The sequence below is a fragment of the Neorhizobium sp. NCHU2750 genome, assembly GCF_003597675.1.
Lineage (GTDB): Bacteria > Pseudomonadota > Alphaproteobacteria > Rhizobiales > Rhizobiaceae > Neorhizobium.
Window position 1 is genome coordinate 2,118,391 of the sequence record NZ_CP030827.1, and the last position, 22,585, is coordinate 2,140,975.

Here is a 22,585-nt window from a genome sequence, read left to right on the forward strand (position 1 = left end):
GGGCAGGATTCGCTTGTATGAATGATAAACAGCGATAGCGACGGGCGCATCATTCGAAGCGCCCGTTGCTTTTTAAGTGACCCGCTGCCGCTAGGCCATACCGCGTGCCCGCTGAAGCACGTGCAACGGGCGTCGGGATAGTTCGAAACTATCAACGGCTACGTGGCTCCGAGGATCAAGCCCTACCGTCTGGAACAGACGCTCGCGGCTCCAAAGGGGATGAACAACCACACCCCAGCGGCTATTCCGGTCGTCTAGCGAGAAAATCGGTATATCCGGGCGACCCTTCAAACTCGAGACGGTGTTTCCAGGTATGAACGTCTTGGTCTGCAAAGCCAAATCCTTCGCCGACTGCGACCAGTCGTTGAGCTCGAAGTGGCCGTAGTGGCCGTCAATCCCGCATTCGTAGCACGGGTCCACTATCGCTCGCAGGTAGGACAACCCAAGCCGCCAGTCGAGAAGGCCATGGAAGTTCCTGTTGTTGTACCTCTGCAGGCACCTGTAGCAGGACGCTCCGCACCTTTTCATGTGCTCGGGATCCGAAACGTCGGTTCGCGGCCATGCACCGTCCTCATCGAGGATACTGCGGATCAGGGCGGATACCGGGATGGTGCTGTCGCCCAGAAGATGTCGGCAGAAACCGGATCCGTTAGGAAGAGCGTCCGATATCTGCAGGTATGGTAGCCGATCACCGCTCGGGGAAACCATGATGTTCGGGGAGAGGGCGTCGAACTCCTCCGGTGCTATGTCGAGGTCGAGTGCAGCCCGCTGGACGAGTATCTCCGTTGCCGAGATCGCGGCCGCGCGCACGCTCGTTCGGGCCGGATCCCGCCGTCCCATGGACAGGCCGATATCCATGTCTAGCAGGCGCAGGTTGGGATTGAGGCGCCGGGGGCCGATCTGCAGCGAGTTGGTGACCTTGGTCGATGCCAGCCACGCGCTGATGGGATCATCAACGGCCCGATAGCGGCTCCTGGGGTCGTCTGCGAGCGCCTCCGTCGAGAGAGCCTGCCCAGCGAGCTTAAGGGTCGGCTTGTCCTTCCACCACCAAATCTTCTGAACGTCGTTGTCGATAGTTTCAGCGACTTCGAACCCCGTGAAGTCCGTGTCGTCCCTGAAACCGGGATTGACGAGGAAGATCTCCGATTGCTCGGCGAAGTTGACACTGAGGTTCTCGTCGGTCTTCTGCTTGTCCGGCTTTCCAAGGCTCGCGAGGGTCAGTCGCTGGCCGACCTTCGATGCAAGGTTCTCGCCAGACGGCCTGAGTTCAGTTCGATACGCCGCTGGCGTGATGCACCGGATGCCCGTGTCTGCAAGAGGCGCATCGCAGACATTGCAGGCGACCGTGTGTTCAGTGCCTCGGCTCCAGGCTCCGCACTGGCCGCAGAAGCGCAGATGGAAATCGTCCTTGAACCAGGGTGAGAAGGGCTGCATCGGAACCCCGAAGTCAGTCGCAAACTCGTCAGGTTCGGGAAGAACGCCGCTGAAGCCGATGCAACGATGCCTGAGCTTTTCACGTGTGCGGACGCTGCCCGGTGCGAAGTCGAAGATCGCCATGTCCTGATCGCGGTCGATCGTGTCCCATTCGGCTTCGAAACCGCTTTTTGGCCTCTTCAGCTCCACATACAGGTTCCTTGAGCGGGTCGGCATGCCGTAGAGTGGAACGAGACCACGTTCGGCCAGAGCCGCCGCGATGCCGACCCCCTGCAGGCCGAACTCCTCCTCGAGGTTATCGATGGCAGACAAGATCGTGTCAGCCGAAACGGAAGCGAGGATCTTCTCAACTTCGCAGTCGGACACCGCAGCGAGGATTGTTGCTAAACGGATGCGGCGATGTTCACTGCGCGATAGCGCGTCGGCCAGCCGTTCCCGCCAGTTCATGTCCTGCCGGAAGTATTCCCTGCAGTACAGGAACTCGCCGTGGATGTCGCCCGGAACGAGGTCATCGCCAGCCCAAGTTTCGCCTGCTTCCTCGCGAATGAGACGAAATGCCTCCACCAGCCAGAACTTACGCAGAAGGCGTGAGGGAATGTCCGTCAGCCCGGTCGTGATGAACGGCGGCGGCGGGGCCGATCCGGTGATCTCTATCGGATTATGGAAGTAGTGTATATCGTGGCTCTTGCTCCGGCATACGGTCAGAACGGTCGAGAAAGCCTGGCCCCGTCGGCCGGCGCGGCCGACACGCTGCTGGTAGTTGAAGCGCTGTGGCGGCATGTTGCCTTGGTAGACCGCCTGCAGGGAGCCGATGTCAACCCCGACCTCCATGGTCGTCGTGACCGATAGGAGATCGGATGTATCGAAGAGCTTGCGCCATTCGAAGTCCTCGTCGCTCTCGCCGTCATTCTTGACGAAGACACCTTTGAACTGCTGGAGCCTGGTTGCAGGATCGCTCGTCTGCCCCGTCAGTTCCTCGCACTTGAGCCTGAAATGTGCTTCGCCGTTCGTGACGGAACGCATGACCCTCCGTCCGAGAAAGTTCTCGGACGAGATCTTTGAGGCAATGAGATCATCGGGGCGCGTCAGTGTCTCGCCGCAGCGGGTGCATCTTCCGAACCCCTCGTGCAGATGTACCCGTCCGCAACGTTCGCATCGCCATGCCGGACCTGCAGGATCCGCGGCGCGGAAATACAGCATGCTGATGTCGATGGAGCCGTCGCCGCGCTTTTGACCCAACTTGTTCTTGAGCTTGTCAAGGAAGTCGTCGCACTCCTTTTCAGGGTTCTGCAGGATCTTTGTCATCAGACGCTTGAGCCTGTTGTCTCCCCTCCCCAGCATGTCGAAGGCGTTCTTCCATGCGGTGCGTGTCTCTTCCTGGAACTGGTTGGGCGTGATCCGATATGCATCGGCGAAGATGCGAAGCATCGCGTCGTCCCGCGACTCGGCCGTCGAGTATTCCCGCGGCTCGTAGAAGCTTGGCCAACCCAGACCCGTCTCTTCGAGCGCGAAGTATGTCTTGCTGAATAGCAGGTCGGTCGCATCCGGCGGCTGCTCGTCCTGCACCTTTTCGCGTGCCTTTCGGATGCGCTTGAGTTCTTCCTCGGGCACGTCGTGCTTCCAGGATATCTGGCCGTCCGCGTTGATCTCGAAGAATTCGTACCAGTCGCGGCCTTGGATACGCGTGTGAACGGTGTCAGCTCCCTCGACCGGCGTGGAGCCGAGCTTCATGAGTTCGCTCAGTATCGGACGTGTGAGGTGGCCAACCTTGTCGCGCTCGAACTCGAAAAGCTCCTTGAGCGGGACGCTTGGGGCCTGTCCGACGGACTTCATCCTGGCCTGCAGCGCCTTGAGCCTCGGCATGAGATGGTCGGTGTCCTTGTCATCCATGGTGAGCTCGGCAACCTCGGCCTTGAGACGCCTGTATTCCGCCTCCTCCTCAGGCCCGAAGACATGGTCGACCGCGATGCGTGTCGCTGCGGAAATAAGGATCTCTCGGCGCAGGTCACGCTGGTGCTGCACTTCGACTTCGAGGGCGAGGTTGGCCGCGTCCTCGCGGCTGTCCGAGAAGGCCACGAGCTTGCCGTCGCCGCCCTGCGACTTGAGCGATGCAACGAGTTCAGTCGCCAATAGCTGGGAGGTCTTTCCGAAACCCGTCCTGAAGCTTCGGATCGGAGACAGGCGGCCCTCGCGTTTCTTGGAATTGGCTTGACGGTAGCGGCCGGAATAGTCGGTTCCGCACTTGGCGCAGCAGAAGGGCACCGCCGTCCCGTCGTCTTCGATGGTCCGTTGCTGGAATCCGTCGGTGCCTGACCATCTCAGCAGGTGGCCAGGCACGTCGCCATGCTCCTCGGTGTCGCTGACAACACCCGTCCGCGGATTGAGATAGCCGGGGGTCCAGCGGTAGGGGCTTCTCTCGACACGGATCTCCGTCTCCGCCTGCCCCCGGCTTGGCCAGAAGAGGGCAAACTCGCGGAAGCTGGCGTCCTCGAAGCGGATCGATGATGCGCTTTCCGGCAGCTTCTCAAGTTCCTGAGGTGCAGGGAGCAGAGACACTCTGCGGGACGACCCGGGATCCGCCTCTCCTCGCTTGCCGCCGAGGTACAGGTCTCCGCAGGCTTCGCAGTAGAGCATCTCGAACAGCCGTTTGCGGCCTACCTGGTCACTGTCACCATCGTAGTTCTGGCCGCGCTCGATGCTCGGCGTTCCCCATACGACGGAACCATCCTCATTCCGGTCGATGGATGCGAACAGGCCTTCGATGTTGCGGACGAAGCAGTGCATCCTGAAGCCGGGCAGTGATGCCACGGCACCGCGTCCGGGAGCCATGGCCGACGGGAGGACGCTCGGAGGCAGATCGGGGATGGCCCTGAGCGCGAGGAGTCCTCGGACGGCATCCCGTTCCACGTATCCGAAGAGTGCCTTCGAGATGTCCTCGACAGTGCATGGGCGCTTCGATCCCTGCTGTTCCGGATTCTGTAGAGCAAAATCAAGCATCGCCGCCGCAGCCGCGGTGGCCGCTTCCATCATCGCCGCCGGGGTCTTGCCGCCGGCACCCGGAATACTTGTCGCCGCAGCAAGGAAGAGATCGAGCAGATCCTGCGGGTTGCGTCGGTGGTCCAGATCGTTGAGTCCCCTTGCAAGATCAACGAGACGTTCCCGCGAAGGGATGTTCTCCGGACGATCCACGACGATTGGTTCGCCTGTGACGATGCTCTGTCTCCAGGCCTCGTTGAGATCCGAGGCTCCGGCCGTTCCGGCGTCGCCGAACATGTTCCTGAGGTAGTCTATGCTTGCTGCGGCATTCTTATCGTCCATGGGCAGGGAGGCCGACGAGGAGAGGATGCGGAGCTTGTGGGCGTGCTCTGGTTCCGTCAGTCCCAGCCGCTCGAGAAGGACCTTGAGAAGGCCAGCCATCTCAGCCCCGGCCGATCCGCGGATCAGGTGGAGTTCATCGAGAACGAGGAAGAAGCGCGCGTCCTCGTTGTTCGTGATCCATTCGCGGGTCTGGACGAGAATGTCGTCATCGACCTCGCGGACAAGCATCGCGTTGAGGATCGACTGGTTGGTGACGAGGATGTCCGGAGGGGTTGCCTGCATGTCCCACCGCGATATCAGTTCGGCGCCATCAGTGGTCGGGAATATGTATCTGAGTTCGGGATCGCCATTTCCCGCCAGCCTTTGCTGGATGGACTGGTAGCGCTTCATTTCCTGCTTGAGTTCGCGGCGCGCGCGCGTGTTGCGGGCCTTCCACGTCTTGTCCTTGCTCTTCCGGGGGTGGCTCAGGAAGCCTGTGACCGGAGACTTGCCCGTATATCGGCCGAAGAAGATCCTGTTGCCGTTGAAATGGCGCTCCATCACGTCCTGGGCATCGTCGGAATCGAGGGCCTTGCGCAAACGGACCATCTGGTCCTCAACGAGGGCGTTGAGAGGATAGAGCACGAGCGCTCTCACCGCTTTCGGCCTGGAGGGATGCTCGTTCCTGCGGTGGTGCTCGAACTTTTTCTTGTCTGCGAGCCAGTCGTCATCGAGTGGCTGCAGCGGGGGCGGCCACGATGTCGCCTCCTTGGCGAGCTGGGCCAGGATCGGAAGCATGAATGACTCCGTCTTCCCCGAACCCGTCCCCGATGTGACGATCCCCGGCGTTCCGTCGCGTGCGCCCTTCTCCAGCATCTGCACCTGGTGAAGGTATGGGGCATACGCCCCCTTCACCTCGGGAGCCGATCGGTCACGATCGAAGAGACCAGACAGCGCGAGTTCCACGAAGGCCTGCCGTTCGGGGCGGGAGAAATGCGGAAGTCTGCCTTCCGGGTCCTCGATCAGGCCTTCCAGTCCATAACCTACGGGCTTGTAGCGCGCGACAGCCTCGAAGATCGGGTCAAGCGCAAGCTGGCCGGGCGTGGTCAGAAGCTGCCTTCTCATGGACGCCACGCGCGGATCATCGATCCGGTACGCGGTGTCGAGATATGCGAGGAATTGGTCGATCATGCGGTTGAAGCCGCCAATCGGATCAAACATGTTCAGCCCTCTATATTTCTGAAGTACTCGTTGTATTGGTGATCTTTGCCCGCAGTGACCGCCGCGAGCCATTCCGAATGGGTGATGAAGATCTCAACGAGATCAGGGATATTCACCCATGACGGAGTACGTGCCATTGCTCGCGCCGCGTTCTGCATGGACGATCCTTCTAGGCCCCGATCAACGAGCATCCCTACCGCCTCCCCCATGCGCTCCTGGTCGGGTTCGGTTGTGACAGGCCAGGTGCCGGCGAATGCCGCGGTTCCGGGGCGCGATGTGTTCGAAGGCAGAAGCGGGAACAGGTGCCGGAGCGCGGCATTGGGAACGGAGATGCGGCTGCCATCCGCTGCGGCGCTTGCGATGACTGCAAGGTTGCGTGGCAGGCGGCCCACCCGCCTCATCTCAACGATCTGAGGAAGCCAGTACTCGCAAGGGCCGCTCGTCAGGTTGCACAACGCCACCGCCCCAAGCGTATCGGGATGGTTCCGGCAATCGTTGATCGCCGCCTGCAGGCCTGATTGCTCATCGATCAGCAGGTCGGCAAGCGATACCTTGGTGGGGTCGCAGAAGACGACCGCTGCCGCCTCTCCGGCTATGGCTGTCGCGATATCGATCGCTGCCGATGAGGCCTCGTTTCCGACGAGCACGGGGACTGCCTGGGTGGACGTGGCCAGAACGGTCGAAATCTGTGCTGCAGTGAGGCCTGTGGCTACGGCGAGTTCCTTCAGGGTGGTCTGCCTCTGCGTCTCAGACGCAGTGAGCCTGACGGGTGTGACCTCTGGCTTTGTCTGCTCTCTGGCTACGGCAGGCTCGATAATTGGTGGAGCGACGGCAGGAGCCGCCATCTGCGCCATTTCATCTCGCAACCGTGCCACTTCCTCGCGAATGATCGAGGTTTCCCGAACGGAAGCCTCGATCATGCCGCCAGCGGCGCTTTCGATCCGCTGGCGGAGCGTCTCATCAAGCTTCTCCGTCTCGGCTTTGAGGAGCCCTTCCCGATGAGCCGCCGCCGCAAGCCTCATCTCGCATTCAGACAACTCGCTTCGCATCGTGGCGAGACGGGTACTTTCCGCCTCCATCTCGCGACGGAGCTGTCCTTCGATCTCGGTGCGCAGTCGCGTTTTCTCGGAGGCCTCGAAAGCAGCCAGCTTCTCCCTGAATTCATGGGCACTCCCCAGGATGCTGGGCAGGATCTCGGAGAGTTCGCTTCTTCCAGCAAGGTGTCCGGACAGGACGGCCAGTTCCGACTTCTCCTCGTCGCTGACCGTCCGGTCGGCGATGAGCCTGAGAAGGGTGGAGGCATCCATGGAACCTGCGCCGTCCGGCAGGGCGACGAGGGACTTCAATCTCGATATCCAGCCTTCGACCGAGTGGAGAACCTCCTCCTCGGGCCGCAGGTCGGCGGCTCGGGGTTCGGACCATTTCGGCTGGGCCACGAAAACGACGAGGCCGTGCGGCAGGCTGATCGTTTCGGGACGGTTCTCAAGCCTGGATACGGGAACCGACCGCAGGGACGGAAGCCTGAGGCGGTGCCTGCCTGATGACGAACTCTCGAAGTCCGAGGTCAGCCAATCATCCGCGCCGACCTTGATGGCCGAAACCGCGGTCTCGAGAGGTATCTCAAGCGTTCCCTTCGATAGCTCGGAAAGCACGTCGCGTCCGTCTCCAGCGGTGGCTGCGTAGCCGACACAAAGCCTCGTCGCCGCGGAGAAGGAGACCGCATCGAGCTTGCCCGGCTCGGAACTGCCGTTGGCTGTCTTCTGGAGGTCGAACATGGAACTGGCACGGATGCTGGTCGCCGTCCTCGATATGCTGGCCACGAAAGCCGGGAGAGAAACCTCTTCGCGATTGATTGCGAGTTTTGACTCCTTCTTCTCTCCGCTGACGAGCCAGAATGAATCCACGCCTCCGAGAATGATCCTGGGGTCCCTGGTCTCGCGCATCCTGCCGCCGAAGATCTCGCCGTCCTTCACCTCGGCGATGACTGCGACGTCGTGCGCGACAATCTGTCTGACCCTGTAAACCGACTTGCCTGAAGCTGCCATGAATTATCTCTTTCCGGCGATCCTACGCGTAAGCCGCGTGGACCGTGATCTGCTGTCATGGATTGCTCGGCCCCGGTTGGAAGCCGATGATATGAACCTGTCTATCCAACGTGTGGTCGCGGCACCGGTCTGCTCGGCGACCGGAACGAGACGGGCGATCGATGATAGGGACGAGCCGCCCACCGCATACTGATAACGCCACACACCTTCCGACAGGATGGGAGCCGGGTTGCACAGGATCCTGTCCGACGCCCATCTTGCCCATGCCGACGGAAGCAGGACGCGCGAGCGGTTGGGAATCAGGAACCCCCGTTCGTGCAGGAACAGAGCGCCGCAGGCGCGCAGGTGATGGGCGAGGATCGCCACCGAAGGCGAAACGTAGTTCTGGGCGGGCTTGCCTGCGATGACCGAACGATAGAGGAACGGGTTTCGAGACTCTTTTCTTTCGAGCCTGTAGAGACCGTCCGATTCCACTCCATCGAACCGAACCGAGAAGAATCCACGTTCCTCTTCGAGCTTTCCGATCGCGGTATAACCATGGACGCCATCGGTGTCCGGCACGTCTGACCGCGCGCCCTGCGGTGTCGGCAGCGGAGTGATCGACATCCTGAGAATGAATTCACCCCTGATGCGTTCGTCAGCGCATCTGACGGCGTAACGGGGAAGCGCCCATTCCGACATGCCGTTCCAGACCTCAACGACGGCCCCGGAAGCGCCCGCGGCTGCCTTGATACGTTCGGCCACCGCGAATGGAACCGGGCCGTTTATCCGGACCAGATCCTTGCCGGCGAGTTCGTATGCCAGAGGGTTCTGCAGGATGCGGCGAACGGGGTAGTGCCGAAGGAGCGTCATCTCCAGCCATCCCGCATCGGCGAATGAGCGCAGGATATCCCATTCCGAAGGCCGGTCACCCTGAGGGAGCCCTCTGAGGATGATCTCTATGGCCTCGGAAAAGGAAAGCCCGCGGGCCGTGCGTTCATAGAGAGCTTCCGCGATCGTCAGCAGTTCGTCGCATGGCGGTGTTCTCGTGCCATGCCAGTCCTCGATCGTGGAGACGACTTCGGGAACGGTGCCATGGTGGAATTCGTCCTCGGATATCTCTCGCGTGTGGTCGAAGGCGAGACGGCGCATCTCGCCGACCTCGTTGGCACGAGGCACAAGGAGGATCTCGCGCGTCTCCCTGAGGCTTCGCGCGACGAACAATCCCGTGTGAACACCCGCCGGGAATGCCAGGCCAGACTCGTGTTGATCCATTGCGATCGGCTTGCCGTTTCGCTCAACGCGCATGGATGCCGGAAGCGGCCCGGAGATGACGGGAGCCAGTGGCGTGCGTCCAAGATATGCGCCGCCGACCCTGATGCCGTCACGCCAACCGAACTCGCGGGAAGATCCCACGGGTTGAGTTTGCCCCTCGATCCTGTTGCGGAACCTCGCGACGACCCACTCCCCGTTCAGTCCGGCAACGGATCGGACAGCCTCGAGACTGTCCCCGGTAAGTTTGGAGCGCTTCATCAGCAGGATGTTCGATGGCGACGCCATGGCCCGGTACTTGCCGAACCCCAGACTGTCCAGAAACACGATGCCGTTCCGCACGAGCTTTCCGATGGGCTTGGGGATGTATCGGAGAGCGTCCTCCGGAGTGAAGATGGCAACGCGCTCGCCCAGTGGTGAGACCCGGAACATCTCGTGCTCACCGAACGCGCTTTCGGCAATCTCGATCTCCTCGAGCGCCGCCTGCTCTGCAACGATCGAATACCAAGCCTTCCAGAACGGCGTTTCCATGTACTCGCGCACGCCGCGTCTTCGCGCCACTTCGAATTTCGCGAAGTTGTACACGAAGGACTGCATCGTATCGCTACGCATCTTAGACGTCTGGATCTTGTTCGTGACGGTCAGCGGCTCCAAGAGTTGCTCGGCCGGAATGAGATCCCGCGCCCTGCGGAGCTCCACCTTGTGCCGCCATGTCGGAAAGGCCATCTGCAGCGTGCGGCCGATCCTGTTGATGTGGGCAGGAACGGTTTCTGGAAGCACAAGTTCGATGCTGTGGTCAGTCCTGAGGAAATCTCTCAGATGTTTCCACATGAGGTCGAGGCCGTTCATGGATGCCCCAGTGAAGTACTCGTTGAGTTGCTTGCCGAGGAGGTCATCCCGAAAATCGCGGTCGCCAGGCACCCTGGTATCCGTCGTCTGCATCCAGCAGAGGAAGACAAGTATCCTCACGTAGTCGGGGGCGTTCCCCTTACGCGGAGCGATGTCTCCCGATAGGCGCGCCTTCAATATATCGATATGCGGAAGGCTCCTGATGAGCATCCTCCGAGCTTCATCGAGATCGGACACACCAAAGATGTCGAGAAGATCCTGGTCAGCCACATAGACGCTGCCGATCGGCCCAGCACTGCCGGGACCAAGGAAATACCTCTCAATACACTCTGTCTCGAAATCCTTCATCCACCGCCCCCCTCAAAGCGTCCCAGATGCTGTTATTTCCCGCTAGCGCAGATGGAGATTCCGGGGGAAAGCAGCCGCCCTAGCCTCCATGCCCTGACCGCCATAATGCAGAACCACATGCGGCACCTTGAGCGATGCGTCCGAGAGATGCGTATCCTCGAACGTTAGACTTGCGAACACTTGCGGCGCTGTGCCTTCACCCAGAAGGACGGCAGCGCCGTCTTCGGGGATCGAGAGAGGCGGGAGTTCGGAGACGCGCCGCTCGAATAGCTGGTCATGGAGCAGCTTGAGACGTGAACGAAGGTATCGGACCGGGATATCCACCTCCAACCGCCCACCATGAGACCCGATGATGGCAAGCAGTTGGACGATAGCCCGGTCGATCGCGTCCACATCTCCCTCCTTGGTCAGAGGAAGCGCGATCGTGGAAGCTGCCTCGACAGCTTTGGCCTGCTGCTGTTCGTAGACCGCAACCAGATCCTGATGGGCGAACTTGTCGCGAGAGGCGCGCCATTCGTCCCGGCGACGACGGGGAGTCGCATTGCTGAGACGATAGCCGTTAGCCGTAACGGTATCTGCCGGGATCGGCTCACCCCAGCCTGCTGGCCAGTATGTGCCGCTGCCATATCCCTCGCCGGATCTCTCCGAGTCGTTCTTCTTGTTCATGTAGCGCTTCACCATGGGGGGAAGCTTGCGTCCGCTGGCGATGACTTCCGATGTCATCCTCGCAGGAATACCTTCAACTGCACCTGCCAGAAGATGGCGCACGAGCTTGTCCATGAAGAATGGCGGTACGGCGTTTCCGACCTGACGATACTGGGCTTCGCGTGAACCGAAGAATTCGAAAGAGTCCTTGAAGCCTTGGAGACGCGCGCCTTCCCGGACGGTGAGCGCGCGGTCGTGCCTCGGATGTGTGAAGCAACCCGACGTCACATTGCTGAAGCCGGCGGAGATGGTATAGGCAGGCGTTTCCTCATGGAGCCGTCCATAGAGCGTGGCGTAATCGGTCAGCCTGACCTTTCGGAACCTGTCAGGCAGGAGGTCCGGGGGAATGTCTTTCCAGCTTCCTCCTTGGGGGACATTCGAAACCCTCTTCCTGTTCGTTTCCGACAGGGTGTTGGCATGGTGGTTCGGCACCAGTCCCGCAGTGTCGCGAACGAAACGCTGGAAGTCAGTCTGCGGGCCTGCTGGGCCGAGCTTCGCGAGCGCCGATGCATCCGTATCGCATTCGAAAAGGTCGCTGATGGCCTCATGGACACTCACATATGCGGGGAGATCGCCGGAAGAGACGGAAGCATTGGAGTGGTGGGGGAAATTCGCGGGGATGGGATCAACTGTGGCGACGAGTATGAATCGGTTGCGAAGCTGCGGAAGTCCGTAGTCTGCCATGTTCACCACGTCGGCAAACACATTGTACCCTCTGTCCTCAAAAAGCTTGAATAGCTCTCGTACAATGACAAGGTTTTTTCCGTAGACTACACCCGGCACATTCTCCATGACTACCCGGCGCGGCTTGCGGCCGACGGCGGTAAAGCCATCCAGAAGGCGGATGAAATGGACGAAGAGGGCATTGCGAGGGTCATCAAGGTGGAAGACCCCCATGGTGCTGACCGCTTGGCATGTTGGACCAGCAAAGAACCAATCGATCTTCTCTATCCCCGCCCGCTCAACCACGTCCGCCGCGGATACCAGGGATACGTCGCAGCAGTCTACTACGGCCTCAGGGTGGCTTTTGCGAAAGGTCCGCGTCGCATCAGCATTGATATCAAGTGCCCATTTGACTTCTAGGTCAGGTATTGCCGCACTCGCGCCCGCTGACATACCGCCGCAGCCTGAGTAGAGATCTATTGCAGTCTGCATAGCGTTACTGGACCTGTATACACTGACCTCTGAAGGTCAAATTAAACTCGCTTAACCTATGGTAGTAGCCAACCATTCAGCCGATCAAGGATCTGGTACGCAGGAAAAGACTCTCTCCATAGAAATTCGATATCACTCAATCAAGATTGCACGAGGCTGAACGACAGCGCGACATATTCTCTCAATCCCGCGTGCAAAGAGCAGTCAATCTACTTTTCGTCGCCCCACTGGAAGCAATATCTCGATCGTCGCTTCAGGATCTCTTCGCCGGATCCTGGATGGCGGGGTGGTGCTGTCACCCCGATCTACGCGGTGACGGAAACTCGTCGGCTGCCTGCCAAGGCGCAGAAGTTCATCGAGTTCCTCAAAACGCGTCTCCGGCAGGATGCTCCTTTGAGAACGAACCTCGGCAAGGCGGTCAATGAAATAGAAAGGCCCGAGGGCGCAGCCGATACAGGCAATCATCGAATACGGCAAAAATCGCTTGACCTAAAGTATAGTTGAGGTCTTATCAAGATGTCTGGGCCTGCCGTTGCAGGCTCCGCGGGCGTGCCGTTTGGCCACCGCAGCCAACGACAACCCGGACACGTCAATGACCTTTAAAATCTCCAGAATGCCTCTCTACCTGCTTTTGCCAGCAGTGCTTGCCTCATGTGACGCTTCAGACGGAGGGTCGCAAGCGGCCTACCCTCCCCCAGCAGTCAAGACAATATCTCTCAGGGCCGAGGACGTACCTCTCCGCAAGGAGTATCCTGGACGCCTGCTGCCAATCAGGCTCGCGGAAGTTCGCGCCCGTGTGACTGGTGTCGTCCTTGCACGGACGTTTGCTGAGGGTACGGATGTCAGCGCCGGAGCGATCCTCTTCCAGATCGATCCCGCCAAGTTCGAGGCGGCGGTCTCGGCGGCCGAGGCTCAACTGGAGCGATCCAGCGCAGCGCTCTCGCTTGCCGTCCAGCAGGAGTCGCGTGCCGATGCCCTGATCCAGAAAAACGTTGCCACGAAGGATCAGTTCGACATCGCTGTCGCCACGCGCAAGCAGGCCGAGGCGGAAGTATCGGTGGCCAGGGCCAACCTGCGGACCGCCGAACTCGAACTCGGATACGCGTCCGTCCGCTCTCCGATCGACGGTCGCATCGGTGCGGCGCTCGTTACGGAAGGTGCATTCGTCCGACAGGAAGACGGAACCCAGATGGCTACCGTGCGCGACCTGAACTCCGTCTACGTGGACTTCACAGCGCCCCTGTCCGATCTGAACAAGGTTCAGAATGACATCGCTTCCGGCGCGCTGGGAAGCGCTGATGCAGATGGTGCGATCGAGTTGGTGACCAATGACGGAAGCACGTTTGGGGAACCCGGCAAGCTTCTGTTCTCGTCGGCCGTCGTCAACGAGACGACCGGACAGGTCTCGCTCAGGGCGGAGTTCCGCAATCCGAACCGCACTCTGCTTCCCGGAACCTACGTGCGTGTCCGCATGACACAGGGCGTTGCCGAGCAGGCCGTCCTGGTGCCACAGCGCGCCGTCCAATGGGATACTCTTGGTCAGGCTAAAGTGATGACCGTGCAAGACGGCAAGGCTGTTCCTCAGCCGATCGTCACGTCGCAGTCGGTAGGCAACCGCTGGCTCGTCACGACGGGTCTGAAAGCGGGCGACCAGGTCATCATCGATGGCGCTGAGAAGGCGATGCCAGGCAGTCCCGTTACCGCACAGGCGATCGCTGATCCGTCCGGGAAGGACGCCGCCGCCTCCACCACTGACTGCGCGTCCACCTGCGATCAGCAGGCGAATCTCTAAGGACCACGACATGCCTCAATATTTCATCGAGCGGCCCGTCTTCGCATGGGTCATCGCTTTGGCCATCGCGCTTGCGGGGGCAATTGCAATCCCTTTTCTCCCGATCTCGCAGTATCCGAATGTGGCGCCGCCGACCATCTCGGTGACGACCAGCTATCCCGGCGCGACCCCGCAAAACCTCTACGACAGCGTCACCAAGCTGATCGAGCAGGAGATGAACGGCGCGGTCGGAATGCTCTACTACGACTCGGTCAGTGACAACCAAGGAAGCGTGACGATCAACATCACCTTCCAGTCAGGGACCGACCCACAGACTGCGACGGTCGACGTTCAGAACCGCATCAGCCGTGTCGAGGCGAGACTTCCTCCGTCGGTCCGCCAACAGGGCATCCGCGTCGAGGAGACGAGCAGTGCCTTTCTTCTCTTCGTCGGACTTATCTCGACGGACGGAAGGCTGAATGCCATCGATCTCGGTGAATTCGCCACCCGCAACGTAATCGACGAACTTCGTCGTCTTCCGGGCGTGGGCAAGGCGCAGCTCTACGCGACCGAGCGGGCGATGCGGGTCTGGATCGACACCAAGAAGCTGGTCGGTCTCAACCTCACTGCGAAGGATGTCACTGACGCAATCGCCGCGCAGAACGCCCAGGTGTCCTCCGGCAGCATAGGTGCGCAGCCGAACACAAACGGCCAGGAGATCTCGGCAACGGTTTCCGCGACTGGCCAGCTTTCGTCGGCTGAAGAGTTTGCCGAAATCGTGCTTCGAGCGAACCCGGATGGTTCCGTGGTCAGGCTCGCCGACGTCGCACGGGTTGAATTCGGCGGTCAGAGCTACTCGATCTCATCGAGCATCAATGGCCAGGAAGCTGCAATGATCGGCATCCAGCTCAATTCCACAGGCAACGCTCTTATCACGGCAGAGGCCGTCAAGACGCGCATGGCCGAACTCGCCCAAACCTTCCCGGAAGGGATCAAGTTCGAGATCCCTTACGACACCACTCCGTTCGTTTCGATCTCGATCGAGAAGGTCATCCACACGCTTCTCGAGGCTGTCGGCCTTGTCTTCGTGATCATGTTCCTCTTCCTCCAGAACTTCCGGTACACGCTGATCCCGACGCTCGTCGTGCCCGTGGCGCTGCTTGGCACCTGCGCAGCGCTCTATCTCTTCGGGTTCTCCATCAACGTCCTGACCATGTTCGCGATGGTCCTTGCGATCGGCATTCTTGTCGACGACGCGATCGTCGTGGTCGAGAACGTCGAACGGATCATGCACGAGGAGGGATTGCCACCCAAGCAAGCGACCGTGAAGGCGATGAAACAGATCACCGGGGCTGTCATCGGCATCACGGTGGTTCTGATCGCCGTCTTCGTCCCCATGGCATTCTTCCCGGGGGCCATCGGCATCATCTACAAGCAATTCTCGCTGACCATCGTGATGTCGATGGTGTTCTCCGCCCTCATGGCTCTGACGCTTACGCCAGCGCTTTGTGCGACGATCCTCAAGCCGATCTCGCATGATCACAAGAAGAACTGGTTCTTCAGAGGTTTCGACCGCGTCATAAACAAGACGACGGACGGCTATGGATGGGTGATCGGCGGAAGCGTGAAGCGGAGCGTCCGCATGATGATCATCTATCTCGCGATCTTCGCCGGGCTTGGATACACCTACATGCGGCTCCCAACGGGATTCCTTCCACTCGAAGACCAGGGCTACGCGATCGCGACAACCCAGCTACCAGCCGGCGCGACAGGCGAGCGCACGAAGGAGGTTCTCGATCAGGTCGACAGTTTCTTCCTCAACCGCTCCGGCGTTGAGAAGATCGTGACCATTCTGGGCTTCGGCTTCAACGGAAACGGCCAGAACGCAGGGATCTCTTTTGCCACCTACAAGGACTGGGCCGAGCGTGGACCTGCCGACTCTTCTGACGCTATCGTCGGATCCGCGCTGGGAGCACTTGCGGGCCTGCCTGAAGGATCCGTGTTCACGCTGACGCCTCCGCCGATCGCGGCTCTCGGAAATGCAAGTGGTTTCAGCTTCCGGCTCCAGGACAGGGGCAACCTCGGCAACGCTGCCCTCGTGGAGGCTGCCAATGGACTTCTGATGAAGGCCTGGCAGAGCCCGGTTCTGCAATACCCCTACATCGAGGGTCTTCCGCCTGCAGCGCAGATCATGCTCGACATCGACCGTAGGAAGGCCAACGCCTACGGTGTGACCTTCGATGAGATCAACGCCGTCCTCTCGACATCGATCGGGTCGAACTACGTGGCAGACTTCCCGAACTCCGGGCGGATGCAACGCGTCATCGTGCAGGCGGAAGCCGCTGAGCGCATGGACGTCTCCAGTCTGCTTGAGCTCAATGCGCGAAACGGTAAGGGTGAGATGGTACCATTGTCCGCGTTCACGACGGCCCGCTGGGCACTCGGTCCGACCCAGGTCGTCGGTTACAATGGTCTCCAAGCTGTCAAGATCAGTGGTGGCGCAGCACCCGGCTTCACCAGCGGTGATGCCATGGCGGAGATGGAACGTCTGGCTTCGGAGCTTCCTGCGGGGTTCGGCTTCGAGTGGACTGGGCAGTCCTACCAGGAGAAGGCGTCGGGCAATGCCGCGCCCTTGCTCCTCGGGCTCTCTCTCGTCTTTGTATTCCTGTGCCTTGCCGCCCTGTACGAAAGCTGGTCGATCCCGATCGCGGTGATGCTCGTGGTGCCTCTTGGTGCGGTTGGGGCAGTCGTCGCGGTGATGCTCCGCGGTATCCCGAACGACATCTACTTCACTGTCGGCCTCATCACCATAATTGGCCTGTCGGCGAAGAACGCCATCCTGATCATCGAGTTTGCCAGAGAGCTGCGATCTGAAGGCCGTCCTCTTCTCGAGGCGACAGTGGAAGCAGCCAAGCTCCGCTTCCGCCCAATCGTGATGACCTCGTTCGCATTCATCCTGGGTGTCGTTCCTCTCGCTTTCGCGTCTGGTGCCAGCTCGGCAAGCCAGCGTGCGATCGGCACGGGCGTTCTTGGCGGAATGATTTCGGCGACGGTTCTCGCTGTTTTGCTTGTTCCGACCTTCTTCGTGGTCGTTTCAAAGCTCTTCAGCCGCAACGCCCTTGCAGATCGGTCCGAGACCCCTCACCAGTCCACCAAGGAGAGCACCCAGGCCGCGTAACCCCAGCGGCTCGCTCTCCTTGCCAGCAGAAGGGCCGCGGCCGCCGCGGTCCTTCTGCATTTCTGCGCTCTCACCGACAGCTTTGCGCGACCTCGTGAAATCGTTCGAGGGGCCATTGCCCGAGACGGAACACCGCGATAATGGCGATTCAATCCCAATCGTTGACTACGCCTCATTTGGAGAAATGCATTGAACAAGCGATCGGCACTCATAATCGGCAACAGCAACTATTTCGGTCCGAACACCACCAAGCTTACAAATCCCGTCAACGATGCGACGGCGATGTCCGCCAAACTACAAAAATACGGCTTTCAGACCACACTTGTTGCAGATGGCGACCATGCTGTCATGCGGTCCGCCCTGACCTCATTCAATGGGACGCTGGAGCCGGGATGCTGCGCGCTCGTATTCTTCGCGGGGCACGGGGTGCAGATCGACGGGGAGAACTTCCTTTTCGCTTGCGACACTGACGCCACTGGTGAGAACGAAGCGAAGTATTCCTCGATCTCCCTCAACCAGATCATAGACCTGCTGGAAAGATCTCAGGCAGACACGAAGATCGTGATCCTCGATGCATGCCGCGAGAACCCGTTCGAGAAATCATGGCACCGATCTGTAGCAACGACCGGGCTGGCTCCCGTCTTCGCGCCTCGAGGTACGATAATCGCGTTTGCGACTTCGCCTGGTCAGAAGGCCAGCGACGGACGCTCGGGGAACGGCGTATATACCGGTGCCCTCCTCCAGCACATCGATGCCCGTGATTGCCCGGTCGAGACCGTCTTCAAGCGCGTCAGGAACGCGGTCTCGGCGGCAACCGGAGGCAACCAAGTCACATGGGAGCATACATCACTAGCTGGTGACTTCTACTTCAACGTCAGTGCCACCAGCGTCGTCTCATTATACAGGCCATCCGCCGTCGCAGATCATCTCTTCGTTCTCGATCCCGCGAAGAACTCGCACAAGGTGATCCGGGCGTTGAAGTCGCTGGACTGGTATGTGCAGAATCCGGCGGTTGACAGCATCTTGCCTGGATTTCTGGACAAGGCCGGAACCAACAGCTTGTTCGTCCTCGGGAGGAACATCTATCAAGCTGCCAACGGTGGCGCGCGCAGCGCGGAATCCTTTGTGAAGAATTTCGCGGACCGGACGAGCGGAGCTCGCTCGGACAAGGTCCGTGCACTACTCGACGGGATTCTATTCGAGATATTCTTCGACAGCCAGGGCGAGCTCCGGGAGACTATCAAGGGCAACATGTTCGATGCGGTGTTCGACATCCAGGCCTATGGCCAGTTCAAAGCGAGCTTCGACTTCATTGCGGATGTGCTTGTAGCGACCAACGGCAGGTACCACGCAATCCCGGGCAAGGGGCATTCCGTTTCGGCCTCCATCACGACCGTAGCGCACAAGCGTGGGCGTCTGATAACAGGGGTTTTCATCGGCACGGTCAATGTTCTCACCCTCGCCGATCCGGACTACGAGACGGACGACGACAGCACGACGCTCGGCCGCCGGCTAACTAGAATGGCGTTCGAGGAGGAACTAGCGAAAGATCTCGTCGTGCCCGAAAGATTGCTTACAGTTGATTTCGACGTGCAGCCTAAATCGGGCGAATATCTGGTGATGCCCTTCGGGAAGAAGGTCGCCTAGCTCGGGCCGTATTCGTCGCGATCAAAACCAAGGCGCAGGACGGAACGAGTTTCGCGCTTTCCAGCATCGAGATGCCCGGCATTACGGGCATCCCCCGTGTATGTGATGGTATCACTCACCGTGCTGCAGTAGAACGGCACCAGTCGCGCCCTTGCCCAGCTCGTCCCGCGGGTTCCGCAACGGACATTCCTTGAGCGAAAGACAGCCGCAGCCAATGCATCCCGCCATCTCGTCGCGTAGCTGGGTGAGCGCTACGATCCGCTCCTCCAAACTGTCTTTCCACTTGGAAGACAGTTTTCTCCAATCCTCGGCATTGGGCGTCCGCCCGGCGGGGAGTGTCGACAAGGTATCATTGATCTCGGACAGTGCGATACCTGCACGCTGCGCGATCCTGATGATCGCCACCCGGCGTAGCAGGCTGCGGGGATATCTCCGCTGATTGCCCTCTGTCCGACGCGACGCGATCAAGCCCTTCGTTTCATAGAAATGCAGTGTCGAAACGGCGACACCTGCGCGTCTGGCAAGCTCGCCCACCGACAGCTCATTTTCCAGTCGTTCCACCATAAAAAACCTATTGACCTTAACTATACTTGAGGTTTTATAAGTGATGTCACCTTGTTCCCGCAAGGCCTTTTTCGACTTCCGATGAACAGTGACAAAGGAATACTCGATGGCATTCGAGCTACCCGAACTACCCTACGCCTACGATGCGCTTGCTCCCCTCGGCATGTCAGAGGAGACGCTCAAGCTCCATCACGATCTCCACCACAAGGCCTATGTCGACAACGGCAACAAGGCTGTTGCTGGCACCCAGTGGGAGAACATGAGCTTGGAGCAGGCCGTGGTCGCGACCTATCATGCCGGGGTTGTCAACCAGTCGCCGCTTTTCAACAATCTTTCTCAGCATTGGAACCACAACCTCTTCTGGGAGATCATGAGCCCGGAACAGGTGTCGATGCCTGACAATCTCGGCAGCGCCATCGTGCAGTCGTTCGGTTCGATCGAGAATTTTCGAAACGAGTTCGTTACCACCGGCGTTTCGCAGTTCGGTTCGGGATGGGTCTGGCTCATCCGTGATGATGCAGCAGGGATTTTGCGCGTCGTGAAGACCGAAAATGGCGTGAACCCGTTGTGCCACGGACACAAGACGCTCCTAGGATGCGATGTCTGGGAGCACAGCTACTACGTCGACTTTCGCAACAAGCGTCCTGCCTACATCGAGAACTTCATCGACAAGCTCGTCGACTGGAACGCCGTAGCGGCGCGTCTCTAATCCTTCACGAGTTCCAACCGCATCTTGTCAGTGTCCCCAGCAAGAGCGGTCGACCGCGTGCAGCAGCGCCCTTCCCTGCGCGGCTGCACGCGTTAATGGAGAGGCAAGATGGCATACGTCGTCACCGAAAACTGCATAGCATGCAAGTACATGGACTGCGTCGAAGTCTGTCCGGTCGAGTGTTTCTATGAAGGCGAGAACATGCTCGTCATTCATCCGGAAGAATGCATCGACTGCGGCATCTGCGAGCCGGAGTGTCCGGCAGCGGCAATCCTTCCCGACAACAAGCCGGGCATACAGTCCTGGCTCGACCTCAACCGCCACTATTCCGAGATATGGCCCCGAATCCATGAAAAGAAAGCTCCGCCCGCGAACGCGGACATCATGAACGGCGCGGCCGCGAAACTAGCAATCTTCTCCAAGGAACCAGGAGCGGACTCCTAAGTCCGGCATGTTATGTTGCCTACAGTTATTCCGTTGAAGCGTCCTATCGCACACTTGCACCTGCCTTTGGGTGCAACGAATTCCCCCGTTGTTAGTGAGAGCGAATTCAAGAATTCGATGTCGGCGTTGGCATTCTCCATTGCCGTCGTGACGGCGCGCGGCGGTAACGAGGAGATTGGCAGAACGATCACGTCGTTCATGCCACTGAGTGCCGTACCGCCACGTATCATGATCTCGATCGACGTGCGCAGCCGTCTGATCGATCTCATCGGTGCCTCGAAGTCGTTCTCCGTGTCATTTCTTTCGGACAAGCATCAGGATGTCGGAGATGCGTTCGCGGGCAGATGGCTGCAGTCCGATCGCTTCAAGTCGGCCGACTGGAATTTCTGGCCATCAGGCAACAGGAGGCTCGTCGGTGCTGTCCTTTCTTTCGATTGCGAGCTCACGTCGTCAATCGATGCGACTGATCACATGCTGTTCGTCGGCACGATCGTCCACGCCGAAGCGGAAGGTGCTGTCGGCCATCTTCTTTGGAACGAGCGGTCCTATGCGACACTGAGGTGCGATGCCGACACGTGCGGAGAAGGCTCGCCGGAATGAAGAAAGCCTCAGTACTCGCATCTTTGCTTAACGGCACCCTCGCCGCGATGTTCGCGCTCGGCGGAGTGCTTCTGATCATCGGGCATCCTGCGACAGTCAATCTCTTTGATCGCGCAGGGTCACCCAGAGAATTCGCAGGCCTGATCGGATTCTTGTCGGTCCAAGCTGCCGTTCTCCTAGCTATACCCTCGGCCCGGTTGGCCGGACTGGCTACAGCGGGGACGCTTTCTTCCGCCGCGGTCGCTACCGCCGTGATCGACTGCGACTATGTAGCATCCCTTCCGCCGTTGGCTCTCCTCGCCGCGGTCGCGGTCGATTTCTGGGTGACGCCCTCCACGATCGCGAGCAAGGCTACCTGATGTCCACGCCATCACCTATTAGCATTCTGAGGCTCAAGAAAGCCGGCCGATATGTCGTCGTCACCAAGGGTTCCGATGGTCATGTCTCGGCACCATTCTGGACGGAGGCGCAGGCTCTGATGTCCTGGAGCATTCCGGCAAGGGAATGGTCGTCTGTGCCGACGGAAGTCTACGCCGAAATCCACGCCGCCGACATGCCTGCCGATGTCACGATGTTTGCCAGATCGACCCGCCGCGGTCTCATCCACGGCGTGGTTCTCTGGACAGAGCAAGGCGTTTTCCCTCGGGTTCTCGACACGGTTGATGAGGCGTTGTCCATGGCAGCACGGATTAACCGATTGGTCAGCCGGGATGCTGCCGCGCCGGAATGCCAGGCATCATGACAGAGCTTAGTTCACGACTGGAAGCAGAGCTTGAGCGAGGGCGGGACAGTTCTCTGCTGAGATTTACGCTCGCACGATCGTTGATGGCGTCCGGTGCCGCTGAAAAGGCGCTCGTCCATCTGGATGCTGCCGTCGAAATGTCGCCAACCTACTCAGCCGCATGGGGACAACTCGGTAAGTGCAAGGAACTGCTGGGAGACACCGAGGGGGCCGTCGCCGCTTGGCTTACGGGAAGCAGAACGTCTCTCGATAACGGAGACATACAGGCGCATCGGCAGATGGAAGTCTGGCTGCGCAGAATGAAGGCTCGGACTGGCGAGTAGCCTGGCTCACTCACAAAATCACGGAACCCGGCGAACAAACAAAAACGGCCCCTCTCGGGGCCGCTTGACCAATTTGGTCTCGGTGCGAAGCTCTTAGGACCCACCCTTCCCCGCCTCCGCAGGGACCGAGCCTACAGCCCGGTGGCGCTGGCTATCTCACGCACAATGACCAGCGATCTAAGTTTAGAAATGCGCGTTTGGGCACTAATGTCAATTGCTGGCGTGCACGGTAATCAACGCACGATCGCTCCAGCGTCGCCGATGTGGTCGAGACGGGCGTCACGCTTCTGATTCCGTCGCTG

General features: G+C 59.8%; 14 protein-coding genes. 9 read left to right on the forward strand and 5 right to left on the reverse strand.

The window, feature by feature from the left end:
• Positions 1-90 precede the first annotated feature (90 nt).
• From NCHU2750_RS10420 to NCHU2750_RS10435, 4 genes are read right to left on the reverse strand one after another with little or no spacing between them, the layout of a single operon-like run.
• A complete protein-coding gene (locus NCHU2750_RS10420) occupies positions 91-5,952 on the reverse strand; it encodes a DEAD/DEAH box helicase (protein WP_119940373.1) in 5,862 nt (1,953 codons plus the stop codon).
• 2 nt (positions 5,953-5,954) lie between these two features.
• Positions 5,955-7,997, reverse strand: coding sequence for a hypothetical protein (locus NCHU2750_RS10425; protein ID WP_119940374.1), 2,043 nt, complete (start codon positions 7,995-7,997; stop codon positions 5,955-5,957).
• A gap of 3 nt (positions 7,998-8,000) precedes the next feature.
• Positions 8,001-10,445 carry a hypothetical protein gene (locus NCHU2750_RS10430; RefSeq protein ID WP_119940375.1) on the reverse strand — a complete coding sequence of 815 codons (2,445 nt, stop codon included), beginning with the start codon at positions 10,443-10,445 and terminating at the stop codon, positions 8,001-8,003.
• Positions 10,446-10,487: 42 nt separating this feature from the next.
• Positions 10,488-12,305 (reverse strand): DNA cytosine methyltransferase, encoded by a 1,818-nt coding sequence (locus NCHU2750_RS10435; RefSeq protein WP_119940376.1) that lies wholly within the window; start codon positions 12,303-12,305, stop codon positions 10,488-10,490.
• A gap of 613 nt (positions 12,306-12,918) precedes the next feature.
• Here NCHU2750_RS10435 and NCHU2750_RS10445 point away from each other — a divergent pair.
• The 3 genes from NCHU2750_RS10445 (at position 12,919) to NCHU2750_RS10455 (ending at position 18,901) form a co-directional block, all read left to right on the forward strand.
• The gene (locus tag NCHU2750_RS10445) at positions 12,919-14,097 is read left to right on the forward strand and encodes an efflux RND transporter periplasmic adaptor subunit (RefSeq protein WP_245480395.1); all 1,179 of its coding nucleotides are present in this window, start codon (positions 12,919-12,921) and stop codon (positions 14,095-14,097) included.
• Positions 14,098-14,107: 10 nt separating this feature from the next.
• Positions 14,108-17,254, forward strand: a complete 3,147-nt coding sequence (locus NCHU2750_RS10450; protein WP_119940379.1) for a multidrug efflux RND transporter permease subunit — start codon at positions 14,108-14,110, stop codon at positions 17,252-17,254.
• Positions 17,255-17,443: 189 nt separating this feature from the next.
• On the forward strand, positions 17,444-18,901 hold the full coding sequence (locus NCHU2750_RS10455) for a caspase family protein (RefSeq protein WP_162939574.1): 1,458 nt from the start codon (positions 17,444-17,446) through the stop codon (positions 18,899-18,901).
• Between the two features lie 111 nt (positions 18,902-19,012).
• Here NCHU2750_RS10455 and soxR read toward each other — a convergent pair whose 3' ends face one another.
• Complete coding sequence (soxR, locus tag NCHU2750_RS10460) at positions 19,013-19,465, reverse strand: redox-sensitive transcriptional activator SoxR (protein WP_119943200.1); 453 nt, start codon at positions 19,463-19,465, stop codon at positions 19,013-19,015.
• A gap of 106 nt (positions 19,466-19,571) precedes the next feature.
• Between soxR and NCHU2750_RS10465 the strand changes: the two genes are divergently transcribed.
• From NCHU2750_RS10465 to NCHU2750_RS10490, 6 genes are all read left to right on the forward strand, one after another.
• Positions 19,572-20,174 (forward strand): superoxide dismutase, encoded by a 603-nt coding sequence (locus tag NCHU2750_RS10465; protein ID WP_119940381.1) that lies wholly within the window; start codon positions 19,572-19,574, stop codon positions 20,172-20,174.
• Between the two features lie 108 nt (positions 20,175-20,282).
• Positions 20,283-20,618: a ferredoxin FdxA gene (gene fdxA, locus NCHU2750_RS10470; RefSeq protein WP_119940382.1), complete on the forward strand. Its 336-nt coding sequence runs from the start codon at positions 20,283-20,285 to the stop codon at positions 20,616-20,618.
• 117 nt (positions 20,619-20,735) lie between these two features.
• Positions 20,736-21,218 carry a flavin reductase family protein gene (locus NCHU2750_RS10475; protein ID WP_245480380.1) on the forward strand — a complete coding sequence of 161 codons (483 nt, stop codon included), beginning with the start codon at positions 20,736-20,738 and terminating at the stop codon, positions 21,216-21,218.
• A complete protein-coding gene (locus NCHU2750_RS10480) occupies positions 21,215-21,577 on the forward strand; it encodes a DoxX family protein (RefSeq protein WP_119940384.1) in 363 nt (120 codons plus the stop codon). Before NCHU2750_RS10475 ends, NCHU2750_RS10480 begins: the two co-directional genes overlap by 4 nt.
• Positions 21,577-21,960: a hypothetical protein gene (locus NCHU2750_RS10485; protein WP_119940385.1), complete on the forward strand. Its 384-nt coding sequence runs from the start codon at positions 21,577-21,579 to the stop codon at positions 21,958-21,960. Before NCHU2750_RS10480 ends, NCHU2750_RS10485 begins: the two co-directional genes overlap by 1 nt.
• Positions 21,957-22,283 (forward strand): tetratricopeptide repeat protein, encoded by a 327-nt coding sequence (locus NCHU2750_RS10490; protein ID WP_119940386.1) that lies wholly within the window; start codon positions 21,957-21,959, stop codon positions 22,281-22,283. The genes NCHU2750_RS10485 and NCHU2750_RS10490 overlap by 4 nt, the downstream gene beginning before the upstream one ends.
• Positions 22,284-22,585 lie beyond the last annotated feature (302 nt).